This is a genomic window from Nocardiopsis sediminis, assembly GCF_042650565.1.
Lineage (GTDB): Bacteria > Actinomycetota > Actinomycetes > Streptosporangiales > Streptosporangiaceae > Nocardiopsis_B > Nocardiopsis_B sediminis.
Map to the genome: position 1 here is coordinate 269,485 of NZ_JBHSBH010000009.1, position 21,994 is coordinate 291,478.

20 protein-coding genes and 1 pseudogene are annotated in these 21,994 nt (G+C 72.1%); 11 read left to right on the top strand and 10 right to left on the bottom strand.

Going from position 1 to position 21,994, the window contains the following annotated elements:
- Positions 1-20: 20 nt before the first annotated feature.
- On the top strand, positions 21-1,331 hold the full coding sequence (locus ACFOVU_RS14995) for a YeeE/YedE family protein (RefSeq protein WP_378534072.1): 1,311 nt from the start codon (positions 21-23) through the stop codon (positions 1,329-1,331).
- A gap of 73 nt (positions 1,332-1,404) precedes the next feature.
- On the opposite strand, the gene rsgA is transcribed toward ACFOVU_RS14995, so the two are convergent.
- Positions 1,405-2,436: a ribosome small subunit-dependent GTPase A gene (gene rsgA / locus ACFOVU_RS15000; RefSeq protein ID WP_378534004.1), complete on the bottom strand. Its 1,032-nt coding sequence runs from the start codon at positions 2,434-2,436 to the stop codon at positions 1,405-1,407.
- Positions 2,433-3,707, bottom strand: coding sequence for a 3-phosphoshikimate 1-carboxyvinyltransferase (gene aroA / locus ACFOVU_RS15005; protein ID WP_378534006.1), 1,275 nt, complete (start codon positions 3,705-3,707; stop codon positions 2,433-2,435). Before aroA ends, rsgA begins: the two co-directional genes overlap by 4 nt.
- 109 nt (positions 3,708-3,816) lie before the next feature.
- Here aroA and ACFOVU_RS15010 point away from each other — a divergent pair, with 109 nt between their 5' ends.
- From ACFOVU_RS15010 to thiC, 3 genes are all read left to right on the top strand, one after another.
- Positions 3,817-4,299 (top strand): OsmC family protein, encoded by a 483-nt coding sequence (locus ACFOVU_RS15010; RefSeq protein ID WP_378534008.1) that lies wholly within the window; start codon positions 3,817-3,819, stop codon positions 4,297-4,299.
- A gap of 39 nt (positions 4,300-4,338) precedes the next feature.
- Positions 4,339-5,208, top strand: a complete 870-nt coding sequence (locus tag ACFOVU_RS15015; RefSeq protein WP_378534010.1) for an SOS response-associated peptidase — start codon at positions 4,339-4,341, stop codon at positions 5,206-5,208.
- A 350-nt stretch (positions 5,209-5,558) separates the two neighbouring features.
- Positions 5,559-7,223 carry a phosphomethylpyrimidine synthase ThiC gene (thiC, locus tag ACFOVU_RS15020; RefSeq protein ID WP_378534012.1) on the top strand — a complete coding sequence of 555 codons (1,665 nt, stop codon included), beginning with the start codon at positions 5,559-5,561 and terminating at the stop codon, positions 7,221-7,223.
- A 38-nt stretch (positions 7,224-7,261) separates the two neighbouring features.
- Here thiC and ACFOVU_RS15025 read toward each other — a convergent pair whose 3' ends face one another.
- The gene (locus tag ACFOVU_RS15025) at positions 7,262-8,110 is read right to left on the bottom strand and encodes a class I SAM-dependent methyltransferase (RefSeq protein WP_378534014.1); all 849 of its coding nucleotides are present in this window, start codon (positions 8,108-8,110) and stop codon (positions 7,262-7,264) included.
- A gap of 378 nt (positions 8,111-8,488) precedes the next feature.
- Here ACFOVU_RS15025 and ACFOVU_RS15030 point away from each other — a divergent pair, with 378 nt between their 5' ends.
- From ACFOVU_RS15030 to ACFOVU_RS15050, 5 genes are all read left to right on the top strand, one after another.
- The gene (locus ACFOVU_RS15030) at positions 8,489-9,136 is read left to right on the top strand and encodes a sigma-70 family RNA polymerase sigma factor (RefSeq protein ID WP_378534016.1); all 648 of its coding nucleotides are present in this window, start codon (positions 8,489-8,491) and stop codon (positions 9,134-9,136) included.
- On the top strand, positions 9,133-9,417 hold the full coding sequence (gene rsrA / locus ACFOVU_RS15035; protein WP_378534018.1) for a mycothiol system anti-sigma-R factor: 285 nt from the start codon (positions 9,133-9,135) through the stop codon (positions 9,415-9,417). Before ACFOVU_RS15030 ends, rsrA begins: the two co-directional genes overlap by 4 nt.
- Before the next feature lie 830 nt (positions 9,418-10,247).
- Positions 10,248-11,573 (top strand): HD-GYP domain-containing protein, encoded by a 1,326-nt coding sequence (locus ACFOVU_RS15040; protein ID WP_378534019.1) that lies wholly within the window; start codon positions 10,248-10,250, stop codon positions 11,571-11,573.
- Between the two features lie 20 nt (positions 11,574-11,593).
- Positions 11,594-12,877 carry an HD-GYP domain-containing protein gene (locus ACFOVU_RS15045; protein ID WP_378534074.1) on the top strand — a complete coding sequence of 428 codons (1,284 nt, stop codon included), beginning with the start codon at positions 11,594-11,596 and terminating at the stop codon, positions 12,875-12,877.
- 135 nt (positions 12,878-13,012) lie between these two features.
- A complete protein-coding gene (locus tag ACFOVU_RS15050) occupies positions 13,013-13,399 on the top strand; it encodes a thioesterase family protein (protein ID WP_378534021.1) in 387 nt (128 codons plus the stop codon).
- Between the two features lie 42 nt (positions 13,400-13,441).
- On the opposite strand, the gene ACFOVU_RS15055 is transcribed toward ACFOVU_RS15050, so the two are convergent.
- Together ACFOVU_RS15055 and ACFOVU_RS15060 are read right to left on the bottom strand one after the other, a co-directional pair.
- The gene (locus ACFOVU_RS15055) at positions 13,442-15,103 is read right to left on the bottom strand and encodes an acetolactate synthase (RefSeq protein ID WP_378534023.1); all 1,662 of its coding nucleotides are present in this window, start codon (positions 15,101-15,103) and stop codon (positions 13,442-13,444) included.
- Positions 15,104-15,220: 117 nt separating this feature from the next.
- Positions 15,221-15,964: a GntR family transcriptional regulator gene (locus ACFOVU_RS15060; protein ID WP_378534025.1), complete on the bottom strand. Its 744-nt coding sequence runs from the start codon at positions 15,962-15,964 to the stop codon at positions 15,221-15,223.
- Positions 15,965-16,060: 96 nt separating this feature from the next.
- Here ACFOVU_RS15060 and ACFOVU_RS15065 point away from each other — a divergent pair, with 96 nt between their 5' ends.
- Positions 16,061-17,611: a sensor histidine kinase gene (locus ACFOVU_RS15065; RefSeq protein ID WP_378534027.1), complete on the top strand. Its 1,551-nt coding sequence runs from the start codon at positions 16,061-16,063 to the stop codon at positions 17,609-17,611.
- A gap of 177 nt (positions 17,612-17,788) precedes the next feature.
- Here the strand turns inward: ACFOVU_RS15065 and ACFOVU_RS15070 are convergent, their stop codons facing one another.
- Together ACFOVU_RS15070 and ACFOVU_RS15075 are read right to left on the bottom strand one after the other, a co-directional pair.
- Entirely contained in the window at positions 17,789-18,046 is a 258-nt protein-coding gene (locus ACFOVU_RS15070) for a WhiB family transcriptional regulator (protein WP_378534029.1), read from the bottom strand.
- Between the two features lie 327 nt (positions 18,047-18,373).
- Positions 18,374-19,309 carry a diacylglycerol/lipid kinase family protein gene (locus ACFOVU_RS15075; RefSeq protein WP_378534031.1) on the bottom strand — a complete coding sequence of 312 codons (936 nt, stop codon included), beginning with the start codon at positions 19,307-19,309 and terminating at the stop codon, positions 18,374-18,376.
- A 104-nt stretch (positions 19,310-19,413) separates the two neighbouring features.
- On the opposite strand from ACFOVU_RS15075, the gene ACFOVU_RS15080 reads away from it, so the two are divergent.
- Positions 19,414-19,821 carry a hypothetical protein gene (locus tag ACFOVU_RS15080; RefSeq protein ID WP_378534033.1) on the top strand — a complete coding sequence of 136 codons (408 nt, stop codon included), beginning with the start codon at positions 19,414-19,416 and terminating at the stop codon, positions 19,819-19,821.
- A 77-nt stretch (positions 19,822-19,898) separates the two neighbouring features.
- Here ACFOVU_RS15080 and ACFOVU_RS15085 read toward each other — a convergent pair whose 3' ends face one another.
- The 3 genes and pseudogenes from ACFOVU_RS15085 to ACFOVU_RS15095 all read right to left on the bottom strand — a co-directional run.
- Positions 19,899-20,657, bottom strand: coding sequence for an RNA polymerase sigma factor SigF (locus tag ACFOVU_RS15085; RefSeq protein ID WP_378534076.1), 759 nt, complete (start codon positions 20,655-20,657; stop codon positions 19,899-19,901).
- Between the two features lie 41 nt (positions 20,658-20,698).
- The gene (locus tag ACFOVU_RS15090; RefSeq protein ID WP_378534034.1) at positions 20,699-21,124 is read right to left on the bottom strand and encodes an anti-sigma factor; all 426 of its coding nucleotides are present in this window, start codon (positions 21,122-21,124) and stop codon (positions 20,699-20,701) included.
- A gap of 145 nt (positions 21,125-21,269) precedes the next feature.
- Positions 21,270-21,395: pseudogene (locus tag ACFOVU_RS15095) on the bottom strand (GNAT family N-acetyltransferase); the annotation flags it as partial.
- Positions 21,396-21,994 lie beyond the last annotated feature (599 nt).

The following is a 21,994-nucleotide window of genomic DNA, read 5'->3' on the forward strand; positions in this document are numbered from 1 at the left end:
TCCCCCGCAAGGAGATCCACGTGACGGCACCCGCCACGCCCCCCGATACCGCCGGTACCCCGGGAACGGCGCCGCCCGGCTCGCCGGCGGTGCGCCTGCTGTTCCACAACGCCCTTTCCGCCCCGCCGCCCGCCGCCCCCCGGCCGGACCCCGTCCGCTGGGTGCCGCTGGGCATCGCGCTCGCCGGCCTCGCCGCGCTCGCCGCCTTCGTCGGCGCCCAGCACGGCACCCGCCAGGCCGTCCTGCTGCTGCTCGGCGGCGGGCTCGGCCTGGCGCTCTTCCACTCCCGCTTCGGGTTCACCTCGGCCTGGCGCCAGCTCGTCGCGGTCGGCAACGGCGCCGGGCTGCGCGCCCACGCCCTGCTGCTCGGTGCGACCGCCACCCTGTTCGCGCTGGTCATCGGCACCGGAACCGGCCTGTTCGGCAGCGTCCCCGCGCCCTCGGCCGGGCCCATCGGCATCGCACTGTTCCTCGGCGCGTTTCTCTTCGGGATCGGCATGCAGCTCGGCGGGGCGTGCGCCTCGGGCACGCTGTTCGCCGTGGGCTCGGGCCAGTCCGCCATCCTGGTCACGCTGGGCGGCTTCATCGCCGGATCGGTCATCTACAGCGCCGCGTGGCCGCTCGTGGCCGACCTGCCCGCGCTGCCCCCGTTCCTGCTCGCCGACCACGTCGGCTGGGCCGGGTCCTGGGCGATCACCGTCGTCCTGCTCGCCGCGCTGGTGGTCGGGACCCGGGTCGTGCAGAACCGGCGCACCCCGCCGCCCGTGGGGGCGGTGCCCAGCGCCTCCGGCGCCGCCCGCGTCCTGCGCGGCAGTTGGCCGATGCTGGTGGGCGCGCTCGTGCTCGCCGCCCTCGGCGGGGCCGTCCTGGTGGTCTCCGGCGGCGCGTGGGGGATCACCAGCGCGTTCAACCTGTGGGGCGCGAAGTTCCTCCAGCTCATCGGCCTGCACCCCGAGACGTGGGCGTTCTGGAGCCAGCCCGACCAGGCGGCGCAGCTCGCCGGGCCGGTCCTCGCCGACAAGAACAGCCTGACCGACATCGGCATCATGATCGGCGCGGCCATCGCCGCCGCGGCGGCCGGAGCCTGGAAGCTGCACACCGGGCTGCGCTGGAACACCGTGGCCGCCGGGCTCATCGGCGGCATCCTCATGGGCATCGGGGCGCGGCTCGCGGGCGGCTGCAATATCGGCGCCTACCTCGCGGGCATCGCCTCGGGCAGCCTGCACGGCTGGCTCTGGGCGGTGGCCGCGATCGCCGGGACCTGGGTCGGGCTGCACGCCCGCTCCCTGTTCGGCCTGGCCAACCCCAAGCCCGGCGACAGCGTCTGCTGACCCGGCGCACCCGCCGCGTACCCGGCCGGGCCACCCGCGCCCGGCTACGTGGCGGCGGCCCGCCGGCCGCCGGCTAGGACGCCGTCTCGGACGACGGCGGCGAGGGCGACGACGGCATCGGGCGTTCGTCGCCCTCGCGGCTGCTGAGCAGGCGGCGCAGGGAGGACACGCGGGCGGGGTCCAGGCGGCCGTCGGCCAGCCACGCGTCGAGGGCGCAGCCGGGGGTGCCGGCCGTGTGCGGGCAGCCCGGCGGGCACTCGGCGACGGCGTCGTCGAGCTCGGGGAAGCCGGCCACGACGTCATCGGGGCTGATGTGCGCCAGGCCGAAGCTGCGCACCCCGGGGGTGTCGACGATCCAGCCGCCCTCCACCGGCAGCGCGACGGCCGACGTGGAGGTGTGCCGGCCGCGCCCCGTGACCGGGTTGACGTGCCCGACCGCGCGTTCGGCCGCGGGCACCAGCAGATTGACCAGGGTCGACTTGCCGACCCCCGACGAGCCCACCAGCACGCTCACCCGGCCCGAGAGCCGATCGAGCAGTGGGCCGAGGTCGCCGTCGCGGCGGGTCACCACCGAGCGCAGGTGCAGCGCGGAGTAGGCCTCCAGCAGCTCATCGGGGTCGGCGAGGTCGGCCTTGGTCAGGCACAGGAGGGGGTCCAGCCCGGCGTCGTAGGCCGCGACCAGGCAGCGGTCGATGAACCGCGGCTGCGGTTCGGGGTCGGCCAGCGCGCACACGATGACGAGCTGGTCGGCGTTGGCGACGATGACGCGCTCGACGGGGTCGGTGTCGTCGGCCGTGCGGCGCAGCACGGAGGCGCGCTCCTCGACCCGCACCACGCGCGCCAGAGTGTCGGGGCGCCCCGACAGGTCGCCGACCAGTGCGACCCGGTCGCCCACCACGATGCTGCCCCGGCCGAGCTCGCGCGCCTTCATGGCCACCACAGGGCGGTCGCCCACCAGGCACCGGTAGCGGCCCCGGTCGACCGCTGTCACGAACCCCTCTACCGCGTCCTCGTGCTTGGGGCGGGTCCGGGTGCGCGGACGCGACCCGCCGCGCGCGCGGACGCGGACGTCGTCCTCGTCGACGTAGCGCCGCCCCCGGGTCATGCCACGGCCTCCGCCCAGAGGGCGGGGAAGTCGGGCAGGGTCTTGCCGGTCGTCGCGATGTTCTCCACCTCCACCCCGGGCACCGCGAGGCCGATCACCGCTCCGGACGTGGCCATCCGGTGGTCGTCGTAGCTGTGGAACACCCCGCCGTGCAGCGTGCTCGGGCGGATCAGCAGGCCGTCGGGGAGCTCCTCGGCGTCGCCGCCGAGGCGGTTGATCTCGCGGACCAGGGCGGCGATCCGGTCGGTCTCGTGGCGGCGCAGGTGCGCGATCCCGGTGAGGCGCGACGGGGACCCCGCGAGCGCCGCGACCGCGGCGATGGTCGGGGTCAGCTCGCCCACGTGCCGGAGGTCGGCGGTGATCCCGCGGATGTCGCCGGTGCCGCGCAGGGTCAGCCCCTCGGCGTCAAGGGTGACCTCGCCGCCCATCTCGGCGAACAGCCCCCGCAGTGCGTCGCCCGGCTGCGTGGTGTCGGCGGGCCACCCGGCAACGGTCACCCGGCCGCCGGTGACCAGGGCCGCGGCCAGGAACGGCGCGGCGTTGGAGAGGTCGGGCTCGACCACGACCTCGGCGGCCTTGACCGGGCCCGGGGCCACGCGCCAGATGTCGGGGGTGGCGGTGTCGACGTCGACCCCCGCCGCGCGCAGCATGTGGACGGTCATGTCCAGGTGCGGCTGGGAGGGGACCGGGGGACCGGAGTGGCGGACCTCGACCCCCTCGGTGAAGCGGGCCCCGCTGAGCAGCAGCGCGGAGATGAACTGGGAGGAGCCCGAGGCGTCGACCGTGACCGGGCCGCCGCGGACGGAGCCGTCGCCCCGGATGACCAGCGGCAGTGCGCCGCGCCCGGAGTCGTCGATGTTGGCGCCCAGCGTACGCAGGGCGTCGATCAGCGGGCCCACGGGCCGTTCGCGCGCCCGTGCATCGCCGTCGAAGCGCACCTCGCCGTCGGCCAGTGCGGCCACCGGCGGCACGAAGCGCATCACGGTCCCGGCGTTGCCGACGTCGACGGCGGCGGGGCCGTGCGGCGGGGCGGGCGTGACGACCCAGTCGGCGCCGGACTCGGTGATGCCGATGCCCAGGGAGCGCAGCGCCTGCACCATGAGGCCGGTGTCGCGGCTGTGCAACGGGGCGCGCACCACACTCGGGCTCGCCGACAGCGCCGCGAGGATCAGGGCGCGGTTGGTCATCGACTTCGAGCCGGGCAGGCTCACGGTGGCGTCGACGGGGCCGTCGGCCGCCGGAGCCGGCCAGTGCGGTGCGGAATTCTGCATGGTCCAAGGTTATCCGTCCGCCGCGGGCGGGCCACCGGAGGCGCAGCGGGTGCCAAGCTGTAGGTTGCAGGCCCGACCGGGCACGCACAGGGGAGGAGACCGCACCGCCATGTCCGACAAGGCACACCACTACGAGGTCCGCACGCGCTGGACGGGCAACACGGGGTCGGGCACAACGACGTACCGGGGCTACGGCCGCGACCACGACGTGGAGGCCGACGGTCGCCCCGTGCTCCAGGGGTCGGCCGACGCCGCGTTCCGCGGCGACCCCGCACGGTGGAACCCCGAAGACCTGCTCCTGGCCGCGCTCAGCGAGTGCCACATGCTGTCCTTCCTGGCGCTCTCGGTGGCGGCCGGGGTCAACGTGGTCGCCTACGAGGACACCGCGACAGCGCAGATGGTGACGCACGCCGATTCCTCGGGGGAGTTCACCGAAGCCGTCCTGCACCCGGTGGTGACCGTCGCCGAGGAGGGCATGGCCGAGGCGGCCCGCGCGCTGCACGCGAAGGCCCACGAGAAGTGCTTCATCGCCCGCTCCGTGAACTTCCCGGTGCGCAACGAGCCCGTCATCCGGGTCGCCGCCGAGGGGTGACGAGGGGGTCCGTCACCGGCAGGCCCTAGTCTGGGCGCCATGTGCGGTCGGTACGCGCAGGCGCGCAATCAGCATGAGCTGCAATTGGCCTTCGACTTCCCCGAGGCCGATCCCGAGGGGCCGCCCGCCCCCGGCGGCGGCACGCGGGCCTGGCCGCCTCTGGAGGAGCTGGCGCCCCACTACAACATCGCCCCCGGCGCCCGCGTCTACGCGGTCGTGGGCACCCCGCCCGCCCATGCGGGCGGCACCGCGCGTGGCCCGCAGGCCTTGAGCACCCTACGCTGGGGCCTGGTGCCGTCGTGGGCCAAGGACGCCGCCGTCGGCTACAAGATGATCAACGCCCGCGCCGAGACGGTCGCCGAGAAGCCGGCCTTCCGGGCCGCCTTCGCCCGCCGCCGCTGCCTGCTCCCGGCCGACGCCTACTACGAGTGGCAGCTGCTGCCCGGCAACGGCAGGGGCGCCGCCGAGCCCGGAACCTCGCCCGCGACCGACCCCGACCACAAGCGCCGCAAGGCCGGGGCCAAGAAGCGCCCGTTCTCCATCGGCTACCGCGACGGCGCGCCACTGGCGCTGGCCGGCCTCTTCGAGCGCTGGCGCGACCCCGGCCTGCCCGATGAGGACCCCGCGGCCTGGCTGTGGACCTGCACGGTCATCACCACCGCGGCGGCGGGCGGGCTGGCGGACCTCCACGAGCGCATGCCCGTGGTGGTGCCGCGCGCGGCCTGGGACACCTGGCTGGATCCCGCGTCGGGCCCGGCCGACCTCCTGCACGTGCTCGACGCGACCCCGGTGGCCGACCTCGAGATCCGGCAGGTGGGCCCCGACGTCAACAGCGTCCGCAACAACGGCCCCCACCTGCTGGAACCCGCCGCCGACGACCCGGATCCGCAGGCCGCGACCCTGTTCTGACGCGCGGGCCGCCCTGCGCCGCTGTCCGTGCAGCACAGCCCCCCACCTGCTGGAACCCGTCGCCGACGCCCCGGATCCGCAGGCCGCGACCCTGTTCTGACCCCGGGGCCAGGCCGCCCCCCGGGGTGGATCGCGCCCGGGACGCCCGGGTAGGGTGGCCCCGGTCATATGACAGCGGGTCCGCCCGCAGTGGGCCCGCGGCGCCGTGACGACGGCGCGTGCAGGACTCGACAACTCAACACCACGGGAGCTCGCGCCTTGGCGGGCTGAGAGGGCGGCTGTCCCCTGAAGGGGCCGGTGCCGCCGACCGCAGAACCTGTTCGGGTAATTCCGGCGTAGGGAGGCGTGCCTTGACGGCACTCGACGACCACGATCTCCACCCCTCTGTGACCACCGGCCCCATCATGGGCTCCGAGAAGGTCCACCTCGACGTCGCCGACACCGCGTCCGGCCGGACGCTCCGGGTCCCGCAGAGGCGGGTACGGCTCGGCAACGGCGGCCACATCGACCTGTACGACACATCCGGCCCCTACACCGACCCCGCCGCGACCATCGACGTGCACGCGGGCCTGCCCCGGCTGCGCGAGGCGTGGGCCGGCGACCGCGAACCCATCGGCGGCGCGGTCACCCAGCCGGCCTACGCGAAGGCCGGGATCATCACCCCCGAGATGCGGTTCATCGCCGCGCGCGAGGGCGTCGACCCCGAATTCGTGCGCTCCGAGGTGGCGATCGGCCGGGCGGTGATCCCGCTGAACCGCCGCCACCCCGAGGCCGAGCCGATGATCATCGGCAAGAACTTCCTGGTGAAGGTGAACGCCAACATCGGCAACTCCGCCGTGACCTCCTCGGTGGCCGAGGAGGTCGAGAAGATGGTGTGGGCGACCCGCTGGGGCGCCGACACCGTCATGGACCTGTCCACCGGCAAGCGGATCCACGAGACCCGCGAGTGGATCGTGCGCAACTCCCCGGTGCCCATCGGGACCGTGCCGATCTACCAGGCCCTGGAGAAGGTCGGCGGCGATCCCGCGCGGCTGTCCTGGGAGGTCTACCGCGACACGGTGATCGAACAGGCCGAGCAGGGCGTCGACTACATGACGGTCCACGCGGGGGTGCTGCTGCGCTACGTGCCGCTCACCGCCCGGCGCACCACCGGGATCGTCTCGCGCGGCGGGTCGATCATGGCGGCCTGGTGCCTGGCCCACCACGAGGAGAGTTTCCTCTACACCCGCTTCGACGAACTGTGCGAGATCTTCCGGTCCTATGACATCACGTTTTCGCTGGGCGACGGCCTGCGCCCCGGCTCGATCGCCGATGCCAACGACGAGGCGCAGTTCGCCGAGCTGCGAACCCTGGGCGAGCTGACGCACATCGCCCGGGGCCACGACGTCCAGGTGATGATCGAGGGGCCGGGGCACGTCCCGCTGCACAAGATCGCCGAGAACGTGCGGCTGGAGGAGGAGCTGTGCGGTGAGGCACCGTTCTACACCCTGGGCCCGCTGGCGACCGACATCGCGCCCGGTTACGACCACATCACGTCGGCCATCGGGGCCGCGCAGATCGCCTGGCACGGCACCGCGATGCTCTGCTACGTGACCCCCAAGGAGCACTTGGGGCTGCCCGACCGCGACGACGTGAAGACCGGCGTGATCACCTACAAGCTCGCCGCCCACTCCGCCGACCTCGCCAAGGGCCACCCGCGGGCCCAGGAGTGGGACGACACGCTTTCGCAGGCGCGCTTCGAGTTCCGCTGGCAGGACCAGTTCCACCTGGCCCTGGACCCCGAGACCGCCCAGGCCTTCCACGACGAGACACTGCCGGCCGAGCCCGCCAAGACCGCGCACTTCTGCTCGATGTGCGGGCCCAAGTTCTGCTCGATGAAGATCTCCCAGGACGTCCGCCGCTACGCCGAGGAGAACGGCCTGTCGACGGTCGCCGCGATCGAGAAGGGGATGCGCGACAAGTCCGCGGAGTTCGCCGACCACGGCAACCGGGTCTACCTGCCCCTGGCGGACTGACGCCGGCTGGGCGGTGCCCGCCGCGGGCACCGCCCTCGTCAGGGCTTGCGGGCGCTGGCGAGGAGGTGGACGCCCACGTAGTCGTCGGACTCCGCGGCCTTCAGCTCCATCTCGACCAGGTGGGCGAGGACGTGGGGGTCGCCGGGCAGCATCATCTCCACGGTGGAGGCCGAGAGCACCGTGCGCGGCCGGATCCACTCGAGCTCCAGCCCGACGTCGGTCAGCACCTCCGACAGCTGCTCGGCGGTGAAGCACCGGGTGATGGAGCCGTCGGGCCAGGGGACCAGCAGCACATCGGCGCTGGGCGCAAAGCTCAGCTCCGGCCAGCAGTCCTGCTCGGCCAGCAGCGCCATGCCCAGGACGACGGAGTCGACGCACAGCAGCGTGCGGCCGCCGGGCCGCAGCACGCGGGCGATCTCGGTGAGCGAGGCCTCGGTGGCCAGGTGCCGCGACAGCACGCGGTTGTCGGCCACCACGCCGTCGAACACGCCGGTGGCGAAGCCGGTCAGGAACGCGGAGTCGCCGACCACCGGGCCCAGCCGCCCCGGCGTGAGCCGGCGCGGGGCCGGGGCGTGGCCGTTGACCAGGGTCAGCGGCGGCCGCAGGGCGAGGTCGGGCGAGGGCAGCAGGGTGACGACGTCGTGGCCGGCGGCCACCGCGCGCTGGGCTCCGCGGAAGTCGGGGCTGGACAGGTCCAGGATGCGCCCGGGCTGCTCGGGCAGCCACCGGGCGAGCTGGGCGTCGGCCACCGCCCAGTAGAAGCGCCAGTACGCCGATAGCGAATCGGTGGTGGCGAACTGCTCGGCCGGGGATCTGGAGCGCTGGGGGTCGCGGTCGACGGGCGCGGACGCCGACGGACCCGACGCGGAACTGGCGGACGGTCGCACGCACGCTCCTCTCCCACGTCTTTGCTGACGGTTTTACCCGTACTCTCGCAGGCCTCACCTATCCGGACCGCGGAAAACCAAAGTTCCGCGGCGGGGCCGGCCGCGGCGCGCCCGGAATCAGGGCGGCGCCCCCGTTGTTGGCACCTGCATCACCGCCCCGACGGACGCCGGGTGCCCGTGCCATCGGCACCGCGACCGCCCACCGGGCAGCCGAGGATTGAGAGTAAAGGCAGGTCAATGCCGGTCGCCATTGCGAGCTTGCCGGACACCCGCCCCGGCGTGTCCCCGCCGGGGCCGGGCGCGTCGCCTGTTTCCGCTGAGTCCTATCGTGAGGCTACGGTGGCCTCACGAGAGACCAGTACAAGGAGGCAGGCCGGCTTGAATCAGGGCCAAGAGACACTCGACGAGCGCGGGGCGCGGTTCGAACGGGACGTGCTGCCGTTCTTGGACCAGCTGTACTCGGCCGCGCTGCGGATGACCCGCAACCCGTCGGACGCAGAGGATCTCGTCCAAGAGACCTTCGCCAAGGCGTTCGGTTCGTTCCACCAGTTCAAGGAGGGGACGAACCTCAAGGCGTGGTTGTACCGCATCCTCACGAACACGTTCATCAACTCCTACCGCAAGAAGCAGCGGGAGCCGAAGCAGGCCGGGACCGAGGAGGTCGAGGACTGGCAGCTGGCGCAGGCGGCGTCGCACTCGTCGTCCGGGCTGAAGTCGGCCGAGGCCGAGGCGCTTGAGCACCTGCCCGACAGCGATGTGAAGCGGGCGCTCCAGGACCTGCCGGAGGACTTCCGGATCGCGGTGTACCTCGCCGACGTCGAGGGGTTCGCCTACAAGGAGGTGGCCGAGATCATGGACACCCCCATCGGGACCGTGATGTCGCGGCTGCACCGCGGTAGACGCCAGCTCCGATCGCTGCTGGAGGAGTACGCGGTCGGCCGCGGCATCCTCCAGGACGCCGATCGCACGTCCATGGCCATGGGGGCGACGTCCAACGGTGGGGCAACGCGGAGGGATCGACGATGAGCTGCGGAGGAACGCACGCCACGCCGTGCAGCGAGATTCTCGCCAGGGTGTACTCCTACATCGACGGCGAGCTGGGCGAGGACAACTGCCACGAGATCCGCCTGCACCTCGACGAGTGCGGCTCGTGCCTGGCGGAGTACGGCCTGGAGGAGGCCGTGAAGAAGCTGGTGGCCAAGCACTGCGGGTGCGACCCCGTTCCGAGCGACCTCCGCAGCAAGGTCCTGCACCGGCTGGAGCTGGCCCGTGCCGACCAGCAGGTGCGGGAGGCGGGGGCCGACTGAGGGGCCGGCCGAGCGGCCTCGTTCCTCCCCCGAGCCCCAGGGAAAACGGAAATAACCGTCAATGCCAACATTATCGTCATTACGGTCATAGAACACAAAGGGCGATCCAAGGTGGCTGTCATTCCATATGACAGCCGCCTTGGTCATTTCCGACTTTCCGGCGAAACCCTGCAAATCGGATAGGGTCTGCGGGTCGCGTCCGGTTTTCGGACGCGGGTCGTCCGGATGGCGAGGCTCCGCCGGGCCCGCGACACGCCCGGCGGACCCAGGGATTTCGCTGTGAATGGATCCGGAGGGGCGTGTGCCCGATACGGCGCATCCCGGTCACCAATGGTGACTCTGGGTGATCATGCCAGCTTGCGTCCGTGGTCGCAATGCCGCGAATTACCGTAGCGCGTGGTGTTCTCCGGCTCGCCGCGTTTCGGAATGGTGATTGCACAGCGTCACACCGGCGGCTACGAATGGGGATAGTATTTCCACTATTTGAAACACGTGAGAACCCGGTTCCTCACGTTTGGCTCACGGTGTCGACTCAGTAAATCGGACGCGCTTCGCTGGCCGTTAAACTGGCCGCCATATCCACCGTATGGGCTAATTCGCGTGCCGTCTCCCTGGGGAGCGGTTGAAGGCGGCGGCGAATCGGAGAGGGAGTTGCACCGTGGGTTTGCTGATCGCGAAAGTGAGCTACCTGGTAATCCTCGTGAGCTGGCTCGCGCCGGGTCTCAACGGGTGGTCCTGGTGGTAGAACGGAATCGATGAAATCATGACAGTTCGGTCGGCTTCGGGGCGGGAGGTACCGGGAATTGCGTGCGCTTCCGGGAGCGGCGCGGTTGTTCGTCGGTCTCGTCGTCCTCTGCGCCATCGTCGTTGTGGTGGCGGGCCCCTATGACGGGATCGACCCCGCAACGCTGGTCCTCCTCGCCCTGCTGTTCGTGATCGCCGAGTCCATCAGCACCATGATGGACAGCGGCAGGGCCGGGATCTCCCCCAGCTCCTCCGCCTCGCTCGCCGCCGTCGTGCTGGTCGGCCCCGTGGGCGCCGCGCTCGTGGGCCTGGTCGCCTGCCTCCTCGTCTTCCGGAGGCAGAGCTTCGTCAAGCGGGTCTTCAACGGCGCGCAGCTCGGGCTCGCGGGCTACGCCGCCGGCCTGGCATTCCAGGCTCTGGGCGGTGGCATCGGGGTGCCCGTCCGCGCCGACTTTCCCTGGATCGTGCTGCCGTTCACCCTCGCGATCCTCGTCCACACGCTCGTCAACAGCGCGCTCATGGCCGGGCTGATGTGGTGCCTGGGCGTCATCCGCCTCCAGCGCCCGCGCCGCGTGCGGTGGCGCCCGCTGGCCGTCCTGGAGCTGTCGTCGATCGGCTACGGCATGCTCGGCCTGTTCATCGCCGCCATCTGGGGGGCCGTGGGCCCCTTCGCGGTGGTCCTCGTCCTGCTGCCGCTGTTCATCGCGCGCTGGGCCTTCGACCAGTACGTCGCCGAGCAGCGGGCCCACGACGCCACCCTGGCCACCCTGTGCCAGGCGGTCGAGACCAAGGACTACTACACCCGCGGGCACTGCATGCGGGTCTCCAAGGCCAGCGGGATGATCGCCCAGGAGCTGGGGATGCACGCCGAGCGCGTGCAGACCATCCGCTACGCCGGCATGCTGCACGACGTCGGCAAGCTCGGCGTGCCCACCAAGGTGCTCCAGAAGTCCGGCCGGCTCACCGAGGAGGAGTTCGCGGCGATCCAGCTGCACCCGATGCGCGGCTACGAGATCGTGCGCGAGATCGGCTTCCTCGACGAAGCGCTGGCCGGGATCATGCACCATCATGAGCGCATGGACGGCCGCGGCTACCCCATGGGCCTTGCGGGCCGCGACATCCCCGAGTTCGCCCGGATCATCTCCGTCGCCGACGCATTCGACTGCATGACCTCCACCCGCTCCTACCGCAAGGCGCGCAGCACCGAGGAGGCCATCACCGAACTGCGCCGCTGCGCGGGCCCGCAGTTCGACCCCGAGATGGTCGACGCGCTGATCTCCGCGGTCGGCCGGGACGGCTGGGAGGCGCCCGATGCCGTCGAGCCGCCCGCCGACGACCTCGCCGAGGTCGCCCAGCAGGACCACGACGACCCGAGTGTGCCGTTGCGGGTGGCAGGGGAGGCCGAACGTTGATCACCCAGGAAGCCGGCGCCATGGAGGCCCCCCTCCGGGGGGACCGCCGACCGCCGCGCCTGCGGCCCACCCGCCTGCTGCTCACCCTGCTGGCGGCCGGGTTCGCCGCCGGGGCGGTGCTGTGGACCCTGGTCACCGGCTTCATCGAGCCGCACGCCGCCCTGGCGTTCGGCACCCTGATCGCAGTGGGCGAGCTGGCCCGGATCACCCTGCCCGGCCACCGCGAGGTCGCACCCATCGCCTCGGCCGGCGCCATCGGCTACACCTTCCTGCTCGACATCGGCGGCGCCCCCGTCCACCACAGCGCCTGGCAGGTCATGGCCGTCCTGGCGCTGGGGTTCGCCGTGGGCGAACTCCCGCACATCGCCGTCGGGCGCCCCCCGCAGTGGGACGGCCTGGCCCGGCGGATGCTCATCATCGTCGTGCTCTCGCTGATCTTCCGGTCGCTCGTGCACGCGCTGCCGTGGCCGCCGCCGCCCCAGGGGGAGTGGTGGCCAGTGCTGGGCCTGATGGGCGTCCTGGTCATCGCCGGATGGCTCACCGACGCCGTCTTCGCCGCCGCGCTGCGCTCCGAACGCCTGCGGACACGCGTCAGTGTGGCGCTGCGCGACGAACTGCGCGCGCAGTTCGGCCTGGGCATGGCCATCGGCTCCAGCGGCATCCTCATCTCACTGGCCAGCACCGTCACCGGCCTGGCCGGGCTGCTCGTCTTCATCGCGCCGCTGCTGGTCACCCAGGTGGCGTTCCGCCGCTTCGCCGAGATCCGGCTCACCTACCTCCAGACCGTGCGCGCGCTGTCGCGGGTCACCGAGGTCGGCGGCTACGTCGAGACCGGCCACTCCCGCCGTGTCAGCAGGCTCGCCACCGCCATCGGCAGCGAGCTCAGCATGCGCGAATCGGAGCTGCTGGAGCTGGAGTACGCCGCTCTGATCCACGACATCGGGCAGCTGTCGCTGCGCGACCCCATCGCCAGCGGCGCCACCGTCCTGGCCGCGCCCCGCGAGCAGCGCCGCATCGCCGAGCTGGGGGCCGCCGTCATCCGCGAGACCGGCGTGCTCGACGGAGTCGCCGAACTCGTGCGCCGCCAGTGCGAGCCCTGCGAAGGCGACGGCGACGACGGCCGCCCCCCGCTGGGCAGCCGCATCATCAAGGTCGCCAACGCGTTCGACGACCTGGTGGGGGAGTCCACCGACCGCGACCGCACCGAGGCGGTCCTGGAACGGCTGCGCATGGACAGCGGGGTGGAGTACGACCCCGAGGTGGTCGACGCGGCCGCCCGCGTGCTGCGGCGTCCTGCGTGGTGAGGGTGGGCAGGAGGAACAGGGTGGAGTACGACCCCGAGGTGGTCGACGCGGCGGCGCGCGTGCTGCGGCGTCCTGCGTGGTGAGGGCCGGGCTCTCCGGCTCCCGCACGGCCGCTCTCCGGTAGGTTCGGGGACCATGGCGATCACCGAAGGGCTGCACGGCCGGTCCGACATGCGGGTATCCGACCTCGACACCGCCATCGCGCTGGGCAGCGGCGACGTACCCGTGCTGGCGACCCCGCGCGCGCTGGCTCTGGCCGAGGCCGCCACCGTGGCGGCGGTCTCCGCCCACCTGCCGGAGGGCGCCACCACCGTCGGCACCGAGGTCACGCTGGCCCACACGGCGGCCAGCCCCGTGGGGACCGACGTGCGCGCCGAGGCGCGGCTCCGGCTCGTCGACGGCCGGCGCCTGGTCTTCGACGTCACGCTGGACCAGGGCGGCCGCGCGGTGGCCACGGGCACGGTCGAGCGCGTGGTGGTCGACCGCGCGCGCTTCCTCACCGCGGCGTCGCGTCCGCGCTGAGACCGCGGGGGGACCGCGCCCCCTGGGGCCGGGCCGGCGGCCTCAGACCCCCATCGTCTTGCGCGGGTACACGTCGGCGGGGTCGGTGGCGATGTTGACCATGTAGGGCACCCCGCTGTCGAAGGCGCGGCGCAGCGCCGGGCCGATCTCGGCGGGGTCGGTGACCAGCTCCCCGCCGCCGCCCAGGGCGCGGACGACTTCGTCGTAGCGGGTCTGCGGTGTCAGCTCGGTGATGACGTCGTAGCCGTAGATGAGCTGCATCGGGGCCTTCTCCAGCCCCCAGATCCCGTTGTTGCCGCAGACCATGACCACCGGCAGCTTGTGCCGGACCAGGGTGTCGACGTCCATCAGCGAGAACCCGGCCGCTCCGTCGCCGAGCAGCGTGACCACCTGCGAGGACGGCCGCGACAGCCGGGCGGCGATCGCGTAGCCCATGCCGGTGCCCAGGCAGCCGAACGGGCCCGGGTCCAGCCAGTTGCCGGGGTGCTTGGGCTCGATGTACTTGCCCGCGTAGGAGACGAAGTCGCCGCCGTCGCCGATGACCACGGCGTCGTCGTCGAGCACCCGGTTGAGCTCGCCGTAGATGCGCGCCGGGTGGATGGGGTCGGCGTCGCTGGCCAGCACCTCGGCGTCGCCGGCGACGGCAGCGGCGGCGGCCTCGGCCAGCTCCGTGCGCCAGGCGGCGACGGAGGAGGCGGGCTTGGCGGCGTCGCCGATCCCCCGCAGCACCGCCGTAAGATCGCCCGAGGCGGATCCGGCCAGGGTCAGGTGGGTTGCGCGCTGCTCCGGTGCGTCGGTGACGTGCACGACCTTGGCCAGCGGGGCGCCGTCGCGCCCGCCGAAGAGGCCGTGGCCGAGCCGGAAGTCCAGCGGGGTGCCCACGACCACCACCAGGTCGGCGCGGCCGAAGGCGGCGCCGCGGGCGCGTGTGGCCAGCAGCGGGTGCCCGGCCGGCAGCACGCCGCGGCCCTGCCCGTTGGTGACCACGGGGATGCCCAGCTCCTCGGCGACCTCCAGGGCGGCCTGCTCCGCGCCGTCCATCCACACGTCGGAGCCGTAGACGAGCAGGGGCCGTTCGGCCTCGCTGATCAGCCGGGCGACGTCGGCGACGGCGCCGGGGTCGGGGGCGCGGAGGTCGGCGGAGGCCCGCGGGTCCAGGCCGACCTGCGCCTGGTCGTAGAGCCGGTCCATCGGAACATCGAGGAACACCGGCCCGCGGTGGGCGTGGTTGGCGAGCACGAAGGCGTCGTCGACGGCGGCGGCGATGGCCTCGGTGGCGTGCACGGTCGACGCGCGCTTGGTGATGGGCGCGAGCAGCGGCGGCTGGTCCAGCTCCTGGAGCAGCCCCTGGCCCCAGCGGCCGTCGGGGGCCCGCCCGCCGATGACCACCAGCGGCGAGCCGTTGAAGTGCGCGGTGGCGACCCCGCTGACCACGTTGGTCACGCCGGGCCCGGCGGTGACCACGGCCAGCCCGGCGCGGCGGGTGAGCTTGCCGACCGCCTCGGCGGCGAACACGGCGGTCTGCTCGTGGCGGACGTCGAGCAGGCGCATCGTGGGCTCGGGGGAGACCGCGGCGTCGTAGAGGGGGAAGACGTGCCCGCCGCTCAGCGTGAACATGGTGTCGATGCCGTGGTGGCGGGCCACGGCCACGGCGTGCGAACCGCCGTGGCCCGTGACGGAGCCGGAGAACGGGGGCGTGTGCATCGGTTCGTCTTCCTCCGGGGCGTGGGGGTCGGCACCGACCTTACTCGTCGGTAATCGGAGCCTAGTGAGACGGCGCACATCCCGGCAAGAGGCCGAGGGTCCGGCCCCGTCGGCCGGCTACTCGTCGCGCGGCGGCCGCAGGCGGGTGACGAACTTGTAGCGGTCGCCCCGGTAGAGCGAGCGCACCCACTCGACGGGGTGGCCTTCGGCGTCGAAGCTGTGCTGCGAATGCAGGACCAGGGGCAGGCCCACGTCCACCCCGAGCATCCGGGCCTCGTTGGGGGTGGCCAGGACGGTCTCGATGGTGGCCTCGGCCTCGGCGAGCCGGACGTCGTAGGCGCTGGCCAGCGCCTCGTACAGCGACGCATAGCGGTCGAGCTGGCGGCGCAGCCCCGGGAACCGGCGGGCCGCGAGGTGCGCGGTCTCGACCGCCATGGGCTCGCCGTTGGCCAGCCGCAGCCGCTCGATGCGCAGGACACGCCCGCCCGAGCGGATGGCCAGCAGCTCGGCCAGCTGGTCGTCGGCGTTGATGTAGCTCACATCCAGGATGCGCGTGGCCGGGTGCAGGCCGTGCGCCCGCATCTCCTGGGTGTAGCTCGTGAGCTGGAGGACCTGGGCGACCTTGGGCTTGGCCACGAACGTGCCCTTGCCCTGGATGCGGAGCAGCCGCCCCTCGACCACCATCTCGGTCAGGGCCTGGCGCACGGTGGTCCGCGAGGTCTCGAACCGGGTGGCGAGGGCGCGCTCCGGCGGCACCGGGTTGCCCGCGGGCATGGTCTCGATCAGCTCCAGGAGCAACTTCTTGACCTGGTAATACTTCGGGACTCTCGGGCCCTCGTCGACCGCTCGCTGACTCGTCACGTCGGTTTCCTCCACCGCTTCCCCGGTCGTGATTGGTTTGGACCACTGGTCGAGCCCGTCCCTTGAGTATGCCCCCATCCATGGGATGATTTGTGAGTGCCTCACCTCAGTGATCTCATCCGGCGGTACACGGCGCTGAAGACCGCGGACCTCGAATGGCTCCACTCTCTGGTCTCGGACTGGCAGCTCCTCGCCGACCTCTCCTTCGCCGACCTGGTGCTCTGGGTCCGGCTGCACGACGACACCGGCTGGGTGGCCGTCTCGCAGATGCGCCCCACCACCGGTCCCACCGCGTTCCAGGACGACCTCGTCGAGACCGTCCTGCGCGACGACGTGACGGAGATCGCCGACGACACCGTCCACGGCCGGCTCGCCGGCCGGCGGGTGCTGATCGACCGCGCCTGGGCCGAGGGGCGCATCTGCCGCGAGGGCGACCCCGACTGGTCGGGGGGCGTCCCGGTGCGCGAGGAGACCATCCCGGTGCGCCGCGCGGGCACGCCGATCGCGGTCATCCAGCGCAGCACCAACCTCAGCTCCGCGCGCACCCCGAGCCGGCTGGAGCTGACCTACCTGCAAAGCGCGGGCGACCTCGCGCAGATGATCGCCGAGGGCGCGTTCCCCTTCAGCGACCAGGAGCCGCTGATGGTGCGCTCCCCTCGCGTCGGCGACGGCCTGCTCCGCCTGGACCAGGACGGCGAGGTCGTCTACGCCAGCCCCAATGCGCTGTCGGCCTACCGCCGCCTCGGGCTGACCGCCGACCTCGTCGGCGCCCGGCTGGCCCGCACCACGCTCGACCTCGCCGCCACGGGCGACCCCCGCGACGAGTCGCTGACCTGGACCGCCGGGGGCCGCATCCCGCAGGAGTCCGAGGTCGAGGGGCGCGGGTCAACCATCCAGCTGAGAGCCATCCCGCTGGTCGTCGGCGGGGTGCGCATCGGCGCCCTGATCATGGTGCGCGACGTCACCGAGCTGCGGCGCCGCGAGCGCGAGCTGATGACCAAGGACGCCACCATCCGCGAGATCCACCACCGGGTGAAGAACAACCTCCAGACCGTGGCCGCACTGCTGCGGCTCCAGTCCCGCCGGCTCGACATCCCCGAGGGGCGCGCGGCCCTCGACGAGGCGGTGCGCCGGGTGGGGTCGATCGCGATCGTGCACGAGATGCTGTCGCACACGCCCGATGAGGTCGTGGACTTCGACGACATTGCCGACCGGGTCATCGAGATGGCCGCGGAGGTGTCCTCCACCGGCGCCCCGGTGGTGCCCCGGCGCATGGGCCGGTTCGGGCTGCTGTCGGCGCTCGTGGCCACGCCGTTGTCCATGGTGCTCGCGGAGCTGGTGCAGAACGCCGTCGAGCACGGCCTGGCCTACGGGCCCGGGGTGATCGAGGTGCACGTCCACCGCGAGGACCCCGACCCCGGCGACGAGGACACGGTGGCCCGGCTGCGGGTCGAGGTGACCGACGACGGCAAGGGGCTGCCCGATGACTTCGACATCGAGGGCACCACGAGCCTGGGCCTGCAAATCGTGCGGACCCTGATCGTCGGGGAGCTGGGGGGAACGCTGGAGATCAAGCCGCGCGACAACGGCGGCACGATGGTTTCGATCGGATTGCCGGTCGAGCACGACGTGGAGCCGTACGGCTGAGGCGGCTCAGGGGCGTCCCCCCACAGGGGGCGGAAACGAGGGGGGACGCGCGGGGAGCGACGGGATCGGGGGATGGAGAGTGTGGAGATAGGGACGAACGGAAGGGGACGGCGGGGCCGGTCGGACGCCCCATGTCGTTGGGGTCAGGCGGCGTGGAGGTGCAGGTCAGGGGCCGGGTCAGACAGCGGTGCGCAGCATCGGGCGCGCGCCGCGGCGGCGGCGAAGGGCGCGGCGCTCGTCCTCGCTCATTCCGCCCCAGACACCCCCGTCCTGGCCGGTCTCCAGCGCCCACGCGAGACAGGAGCTGGTCACCGGGCAGGCCCGGCATACTTCTTTGGCCTCTTCGATTTGGAACACCGCCGGCCCGGAGTTCCCGATCGGGAAGAAGAGCTCGGGGTCTTCGTCACGGCAGGCGGCGTGGTGGCGCCAGTCCATGCGGGTCATCTCCTCACAGTGAGGCAATCTGGGGCGCGCGCTTTGTGAAGCAATTCACGAACTCGACGCTGATCCGGCGGTGCTTCATCGTCACCCTCCGGTCCGCTCGTGCGCCCGCCCAACGGGGTCGTCATCGGGAGGCCCGTTGGAAGACGGAGCCGTTAAGCTCGCTTACCTCGGAAACTCCGTTTTACTCGCCCGTAACGTGCGGCGACACTTTGAGCCTGACAGGCTTGATCGGCGCATGCAAGAGTGGCCGTCATCCATCCTGGCCGACGGCGTGTCGTATGCGTCACAAGGCTCCCGACCTGCGGAGTTGACGCTCTCTTAACCGATGATTCGTAATGCCTTCGGTACGGATTGGAAATTGACACGCTTCCGGTGCCCCAGGTATTCGCCGTCGATCTGGAAGGCGCGCGCACGGCGCGATTCGATGGTCAGCGAACTCTGGTCGTGCCATCCGACATAGCCGCGCCCATAGGGCGGCACCCCCTTGTGCGAGAGCATCTGCCGCAGCAGCCGCGAGGTGGTGACGGCGTTGAGCTGGGTCATGGCGAACACGTCCAGCCCCAGGTCGAACCGCGAACGCGGGGTGGGCTGCACCGGGACCGACCCGGCATAGGTCCAGGGGGTGGTGTTGGTGACGATGGCGAAATGCAGGTCGTGCACGGAGTCGTGGCCGGGGGCGTCGACCCGCAGCGACGGCAGCCGGATGTCGCCCTTCAGGAACTTCTGGAACGCGATCCCCACGTAGAGCGCGGGCGAGGCCCGGCGGCCCCGGCGCCGCTGCCGCTCGACCTCGTGCACCACATCGGCGTCCCAGCCGAACCCGGCGCAGAAGGTGAAGTACCGGTCGTCCTCGTCGCTCACGATGCGCCCGAGCCCGACCTCGCGGCCGCGGCCCGAGCGCAGCGACTCCAGCATGGCGCCGGTGGCCTCGATCGGATCCGCGGGCAGACCGAGCGCGCGGATGAACACGTTCGCGCTGCCGCCGGGCAGCGCCGCATAGCTCGGCCGGGGCAGGTCCTCGGGCGTGGCCAGCAGGCCGTTGACGACCTCGTTGACCGTGCCGTCGCCGCCCAGGCTGATGACGAGCTCGTAACCCTCGGCGGCGGCGCCGCGCGCGAGCTCGCGCGCGTGGTTGCGGTACTCCGTCTGCGCGACCCGCAGGTCGACGTCGCGCGCGATGGCCCCCACGATGACATCGCGGGACCGGGGGGTGGTGGTGGTCGCCTGAGGGTTGACGATGAAGAGCGCGCGCACGGCCACAGTCTATTGACCACGGACGGTCACCCGTACCCGGGGCGGGCCCGATCCGGCGGGGGAGGGCGGGCGCACGGCGGTGACCACCGGGGATAGGCTGGAACGTGTCTTCCCGACCTTTCACCATCACCGCGGCGGCGGCGGTCGAGGCGCTCGTCGCGGCCGCGGCCGGCGCCGGCGGCCTCTACGTCCTGATCGGCACGCTGCTCGGCCGGGCCGGCGACGCCGAATCCGCCATCCCCCTCGCCGTCCTGGCGCTCGGCGCCGCAGCGGCGATCGGCTACGCCGCGTGGGGGCTCTTCCGGCTCCGCGACTGGGCGCGCAGCCCCGTGGTCGTCACCCAGCTGTTCGTCCTGGTCATCGCCTACTACATGGCCACCAGCGGGCAGTACGCGATCTGCGCGGCCCTGGTGGCGCTGGCGGCGGCCGGGCTCGCCGCCGTGCTGGCCCCGGCCACGACCGCGGTCCTGTTCCCCGCCGACGACGCTTCGGGGCGGCGCGGCGGGACATGAGAGGACCCCGTACCCGGGAGGATCCGGGTACGGGGCCGTGTGACCAGAGGGACGGCTCGGATCAGCAGATCAGCAGATCAGTCGTCGGTGGTCAGCGCCTGCCGGAGCTGGGCCAGCGTGCGCGCCAGCAGGCGCGACACGTGCATCTGCGAGATCCCCAGTTCCTGGGCGATCTGCGACTGGGTCATGTTGCCGAAGAAGCGCAGCAGCAGGATCCGCTTCTCCCGCGGCGGCAGCTGCTCCAGCAGCGGTTTGAGGGATTCGCGGTACTCCACGCCTTCGAGCGAGTCATCGACGATCCCCAGGGAGTCGGCCACCGCCGGTGCGTCCTCGTCGCCGCTGTCGGGGGCGTCGAGCGACACCGTGGAGTAGGCGTTCGCCGACTCCAGGCCCTCGAGCACCTCCTCCTCGGTCATGCCGAGGTGCTCAGCGAGCTCGTGCACGGTCGGCGCCCGGCCCTCGCGCTGCGAGAGGTCGCTGACCGCCTTTGTCAGCGAGAGCTTCAGCTCCTGGAGCCGGCGCGGGACGCGCACCGCCCAGCCCTTGTCGCGGAAGTGCCGTTTGATCTCGCCGACGATCGTGGGGGTGGCGTAGGTGGAGAACTCCACGCCCCGCTCCAGATCGAACCGGTCGATGGACTTGATGAGCCCGATGGTGGCGACCTGGGTGAGGTCGTCGAGCCATTCGCCGCGGTTGCGGAAGCGGCGCGCGAGGTACTCCACGAGCGGCAGGTGGAGTTCCACGAGCTCGTCGCGGATCCGCTGCCGTTCGGGAGCGTCCTCGGGAAGCTCGCTCAGGCGCTCGAACAACTCTCGTGCACGAGCCCGGTCGGGCACCGCGTGCTCCGTTTTCGCCGTCAGAGCGGGCCCCCTTTCGCTCACGCCGGCTCCACCATGCCACGCCGCTTGTGCAGGACGATGGAGACACGGTCGTCCGGGCCGACGCCGGCGTCGACCTCTCCGGCCAGTGCCGACAGGACGGTCCACGCGAAGGTGTCGCGCTCGGGGAGCCGGCCGTCGGCGGTCAGAACCGAGACGGAGATGCGCATGCCGTCGCCGGTGAGTTCGAACTCGGTGGTCAGATCCGTTCCGGGGAGGGCCTGGGCGAGCAGCATTGCGCAGGCTTCGTCGACGCCGATCCGGAGGTCCTCGATCTCGTCGAGGGTGAAGTCGAGGCGGGCCGCCAGGCCGGCCGTTGCCGTGCGCAACACGGAGAGGTAGGCGCTGTCCGCCGGCATCTTGACGGTGACGGCGTCGCGTACGTCCGTTGCGCCCGATGTCGGCGCGGCGGTTTCTTCGGTCACGTCCCTCCTCCGGGATGTGGGATTGCCGCTTGAAAGCAATCTATCTTGTTTCTCTCGCCGCCCGGTGCACACGTCCGCGAACCGTGTCCGTACCGCGGCTCCGGGCGCTCTGGGGATTTCCGGGGTCCGCCGACGGAACGGCGGCTCAATGACCGTCGAGCGTCGTGAGTGCGTTCCCGGATAGCCGAAAGACGGTCCATTCGTCCATGGGCACCGCTCCCAGGGAGCGGTAGAAGTCGATCGAGGGCGTATTCCAATCCAGAGTGGACCATCGTGACTTTTCCGTCACAGAGTGCGCGAACATCTTAGGCGATTGGGTCCGTAGTCCGATCTCTTCCGTCGTCGTAGCGGATGGGCGAGCGGGGGACGGGTGGTGGTCCCCCGGGGCGGTGCGGACGGATCCGGGTTGTGCGGTGGTGGCCGTTACGGCGGGCAGCGACGGCGGGAGTGGGTTCGGGGTGGTGCGGACCGGTCCGGGTGGTCGCGGGGTTGCTGTTCAAGCGGGCAGCGACGGTGAGCGGTGGGCCCCGGTCGGCGGTCGGGTGATCCGTGTGCGTGGGGTGCGGGAGGACGGGGCGCCCCGGGTGGTGGGGGTCGGCGGGGCGGCGGGCCTGGGCGGGGCGCGCCGGGTTTGCACCTGATCAGCGCGAACCACCCAGGGAAATCATCAAATAACTCCTTGTGTTGCGAACAGATGTTCGATAGAATGAGGTCATGAGCACTCCCCCCGCCATCACCGACCCCCACGAGGGGGTGACCCCCGGCCACCAGCAGCCCGCCCTTCAGGCTGGGCCGGTGGCCGGGGGGTTGATGGCCGACTGGGTGCTCACCCTCGATGCCTCCGCCATGACCGGCGACGAGCAGCTCGAC

Excerpts from the sequence above, each read along its gene's own strand:
- ACFOVU_RS15045 (WP_378534074.1), top strand. The coding sequence starts at position 11,594 with ATGGAGGCCCCCCTCCGGGGGGACCGCCGACCGCCGCGCCTGCGGCCC.
- rsrA (WP_378534018.1), top strand. The coding sequence starts at position 9,133 with ATGAGCTGCGGAGGAACGCACGCCACGCCGTGCAGCGAGATTCTCGCC.
- ACFOVU_RS15010 (WP_378534008.1), top strand. The coding sequence starts at position 3,817 with ATGTCCGACAAGGCACACCACTACGAGGTCCGCACGCGCTGGACGGGC.
- rsgA (WP_378534004.1), bottom strand. The coding sequence starts at position 2,436 with ATGACCCGGGGGCGGCGCTACGTCGACGAGGACGACGTCCGCGTCCGC.
- ACFOVU_RS15015 (WP_378534010.1), top strand. The coding sequence starts at position 4,339 with ATGTGCGGTCGGTACGCGCAGGCGCGCAATCAGCATGAGCTGCAATTG.
- aroA (WP_378534006.1), bottom strand. The coding sequence starts at position 3,707 with ATGCAGAATTCCGCACCGCACTGGCCGGCTCCGGCGGCCGACGGCCCC.
- ACFOVU_RS15070 (WP_378534029.1), bottom strand. The coding sequence starts at position 18,046 with ATGGACTGGCGCCACCACGCCGCCTGCCGTGACGAAGACCCCGAGCTC.
- ACFOVU_RS15050 (WP_378534021.1), top strand. The coding sequence starts at position 13,013 with ATGGCGATCACCGAAGGGCTGCACGGCCGGTCCGACATGCGGGTATCC.
- ACFOVU_RS15055 (WP_378534023.1), bottom strand. The coding sequence starts at position 15,103 with ATGCACACGCCCCCGTTCTCCGGCTCCGTCACGGGCCACGGCGGTTCG.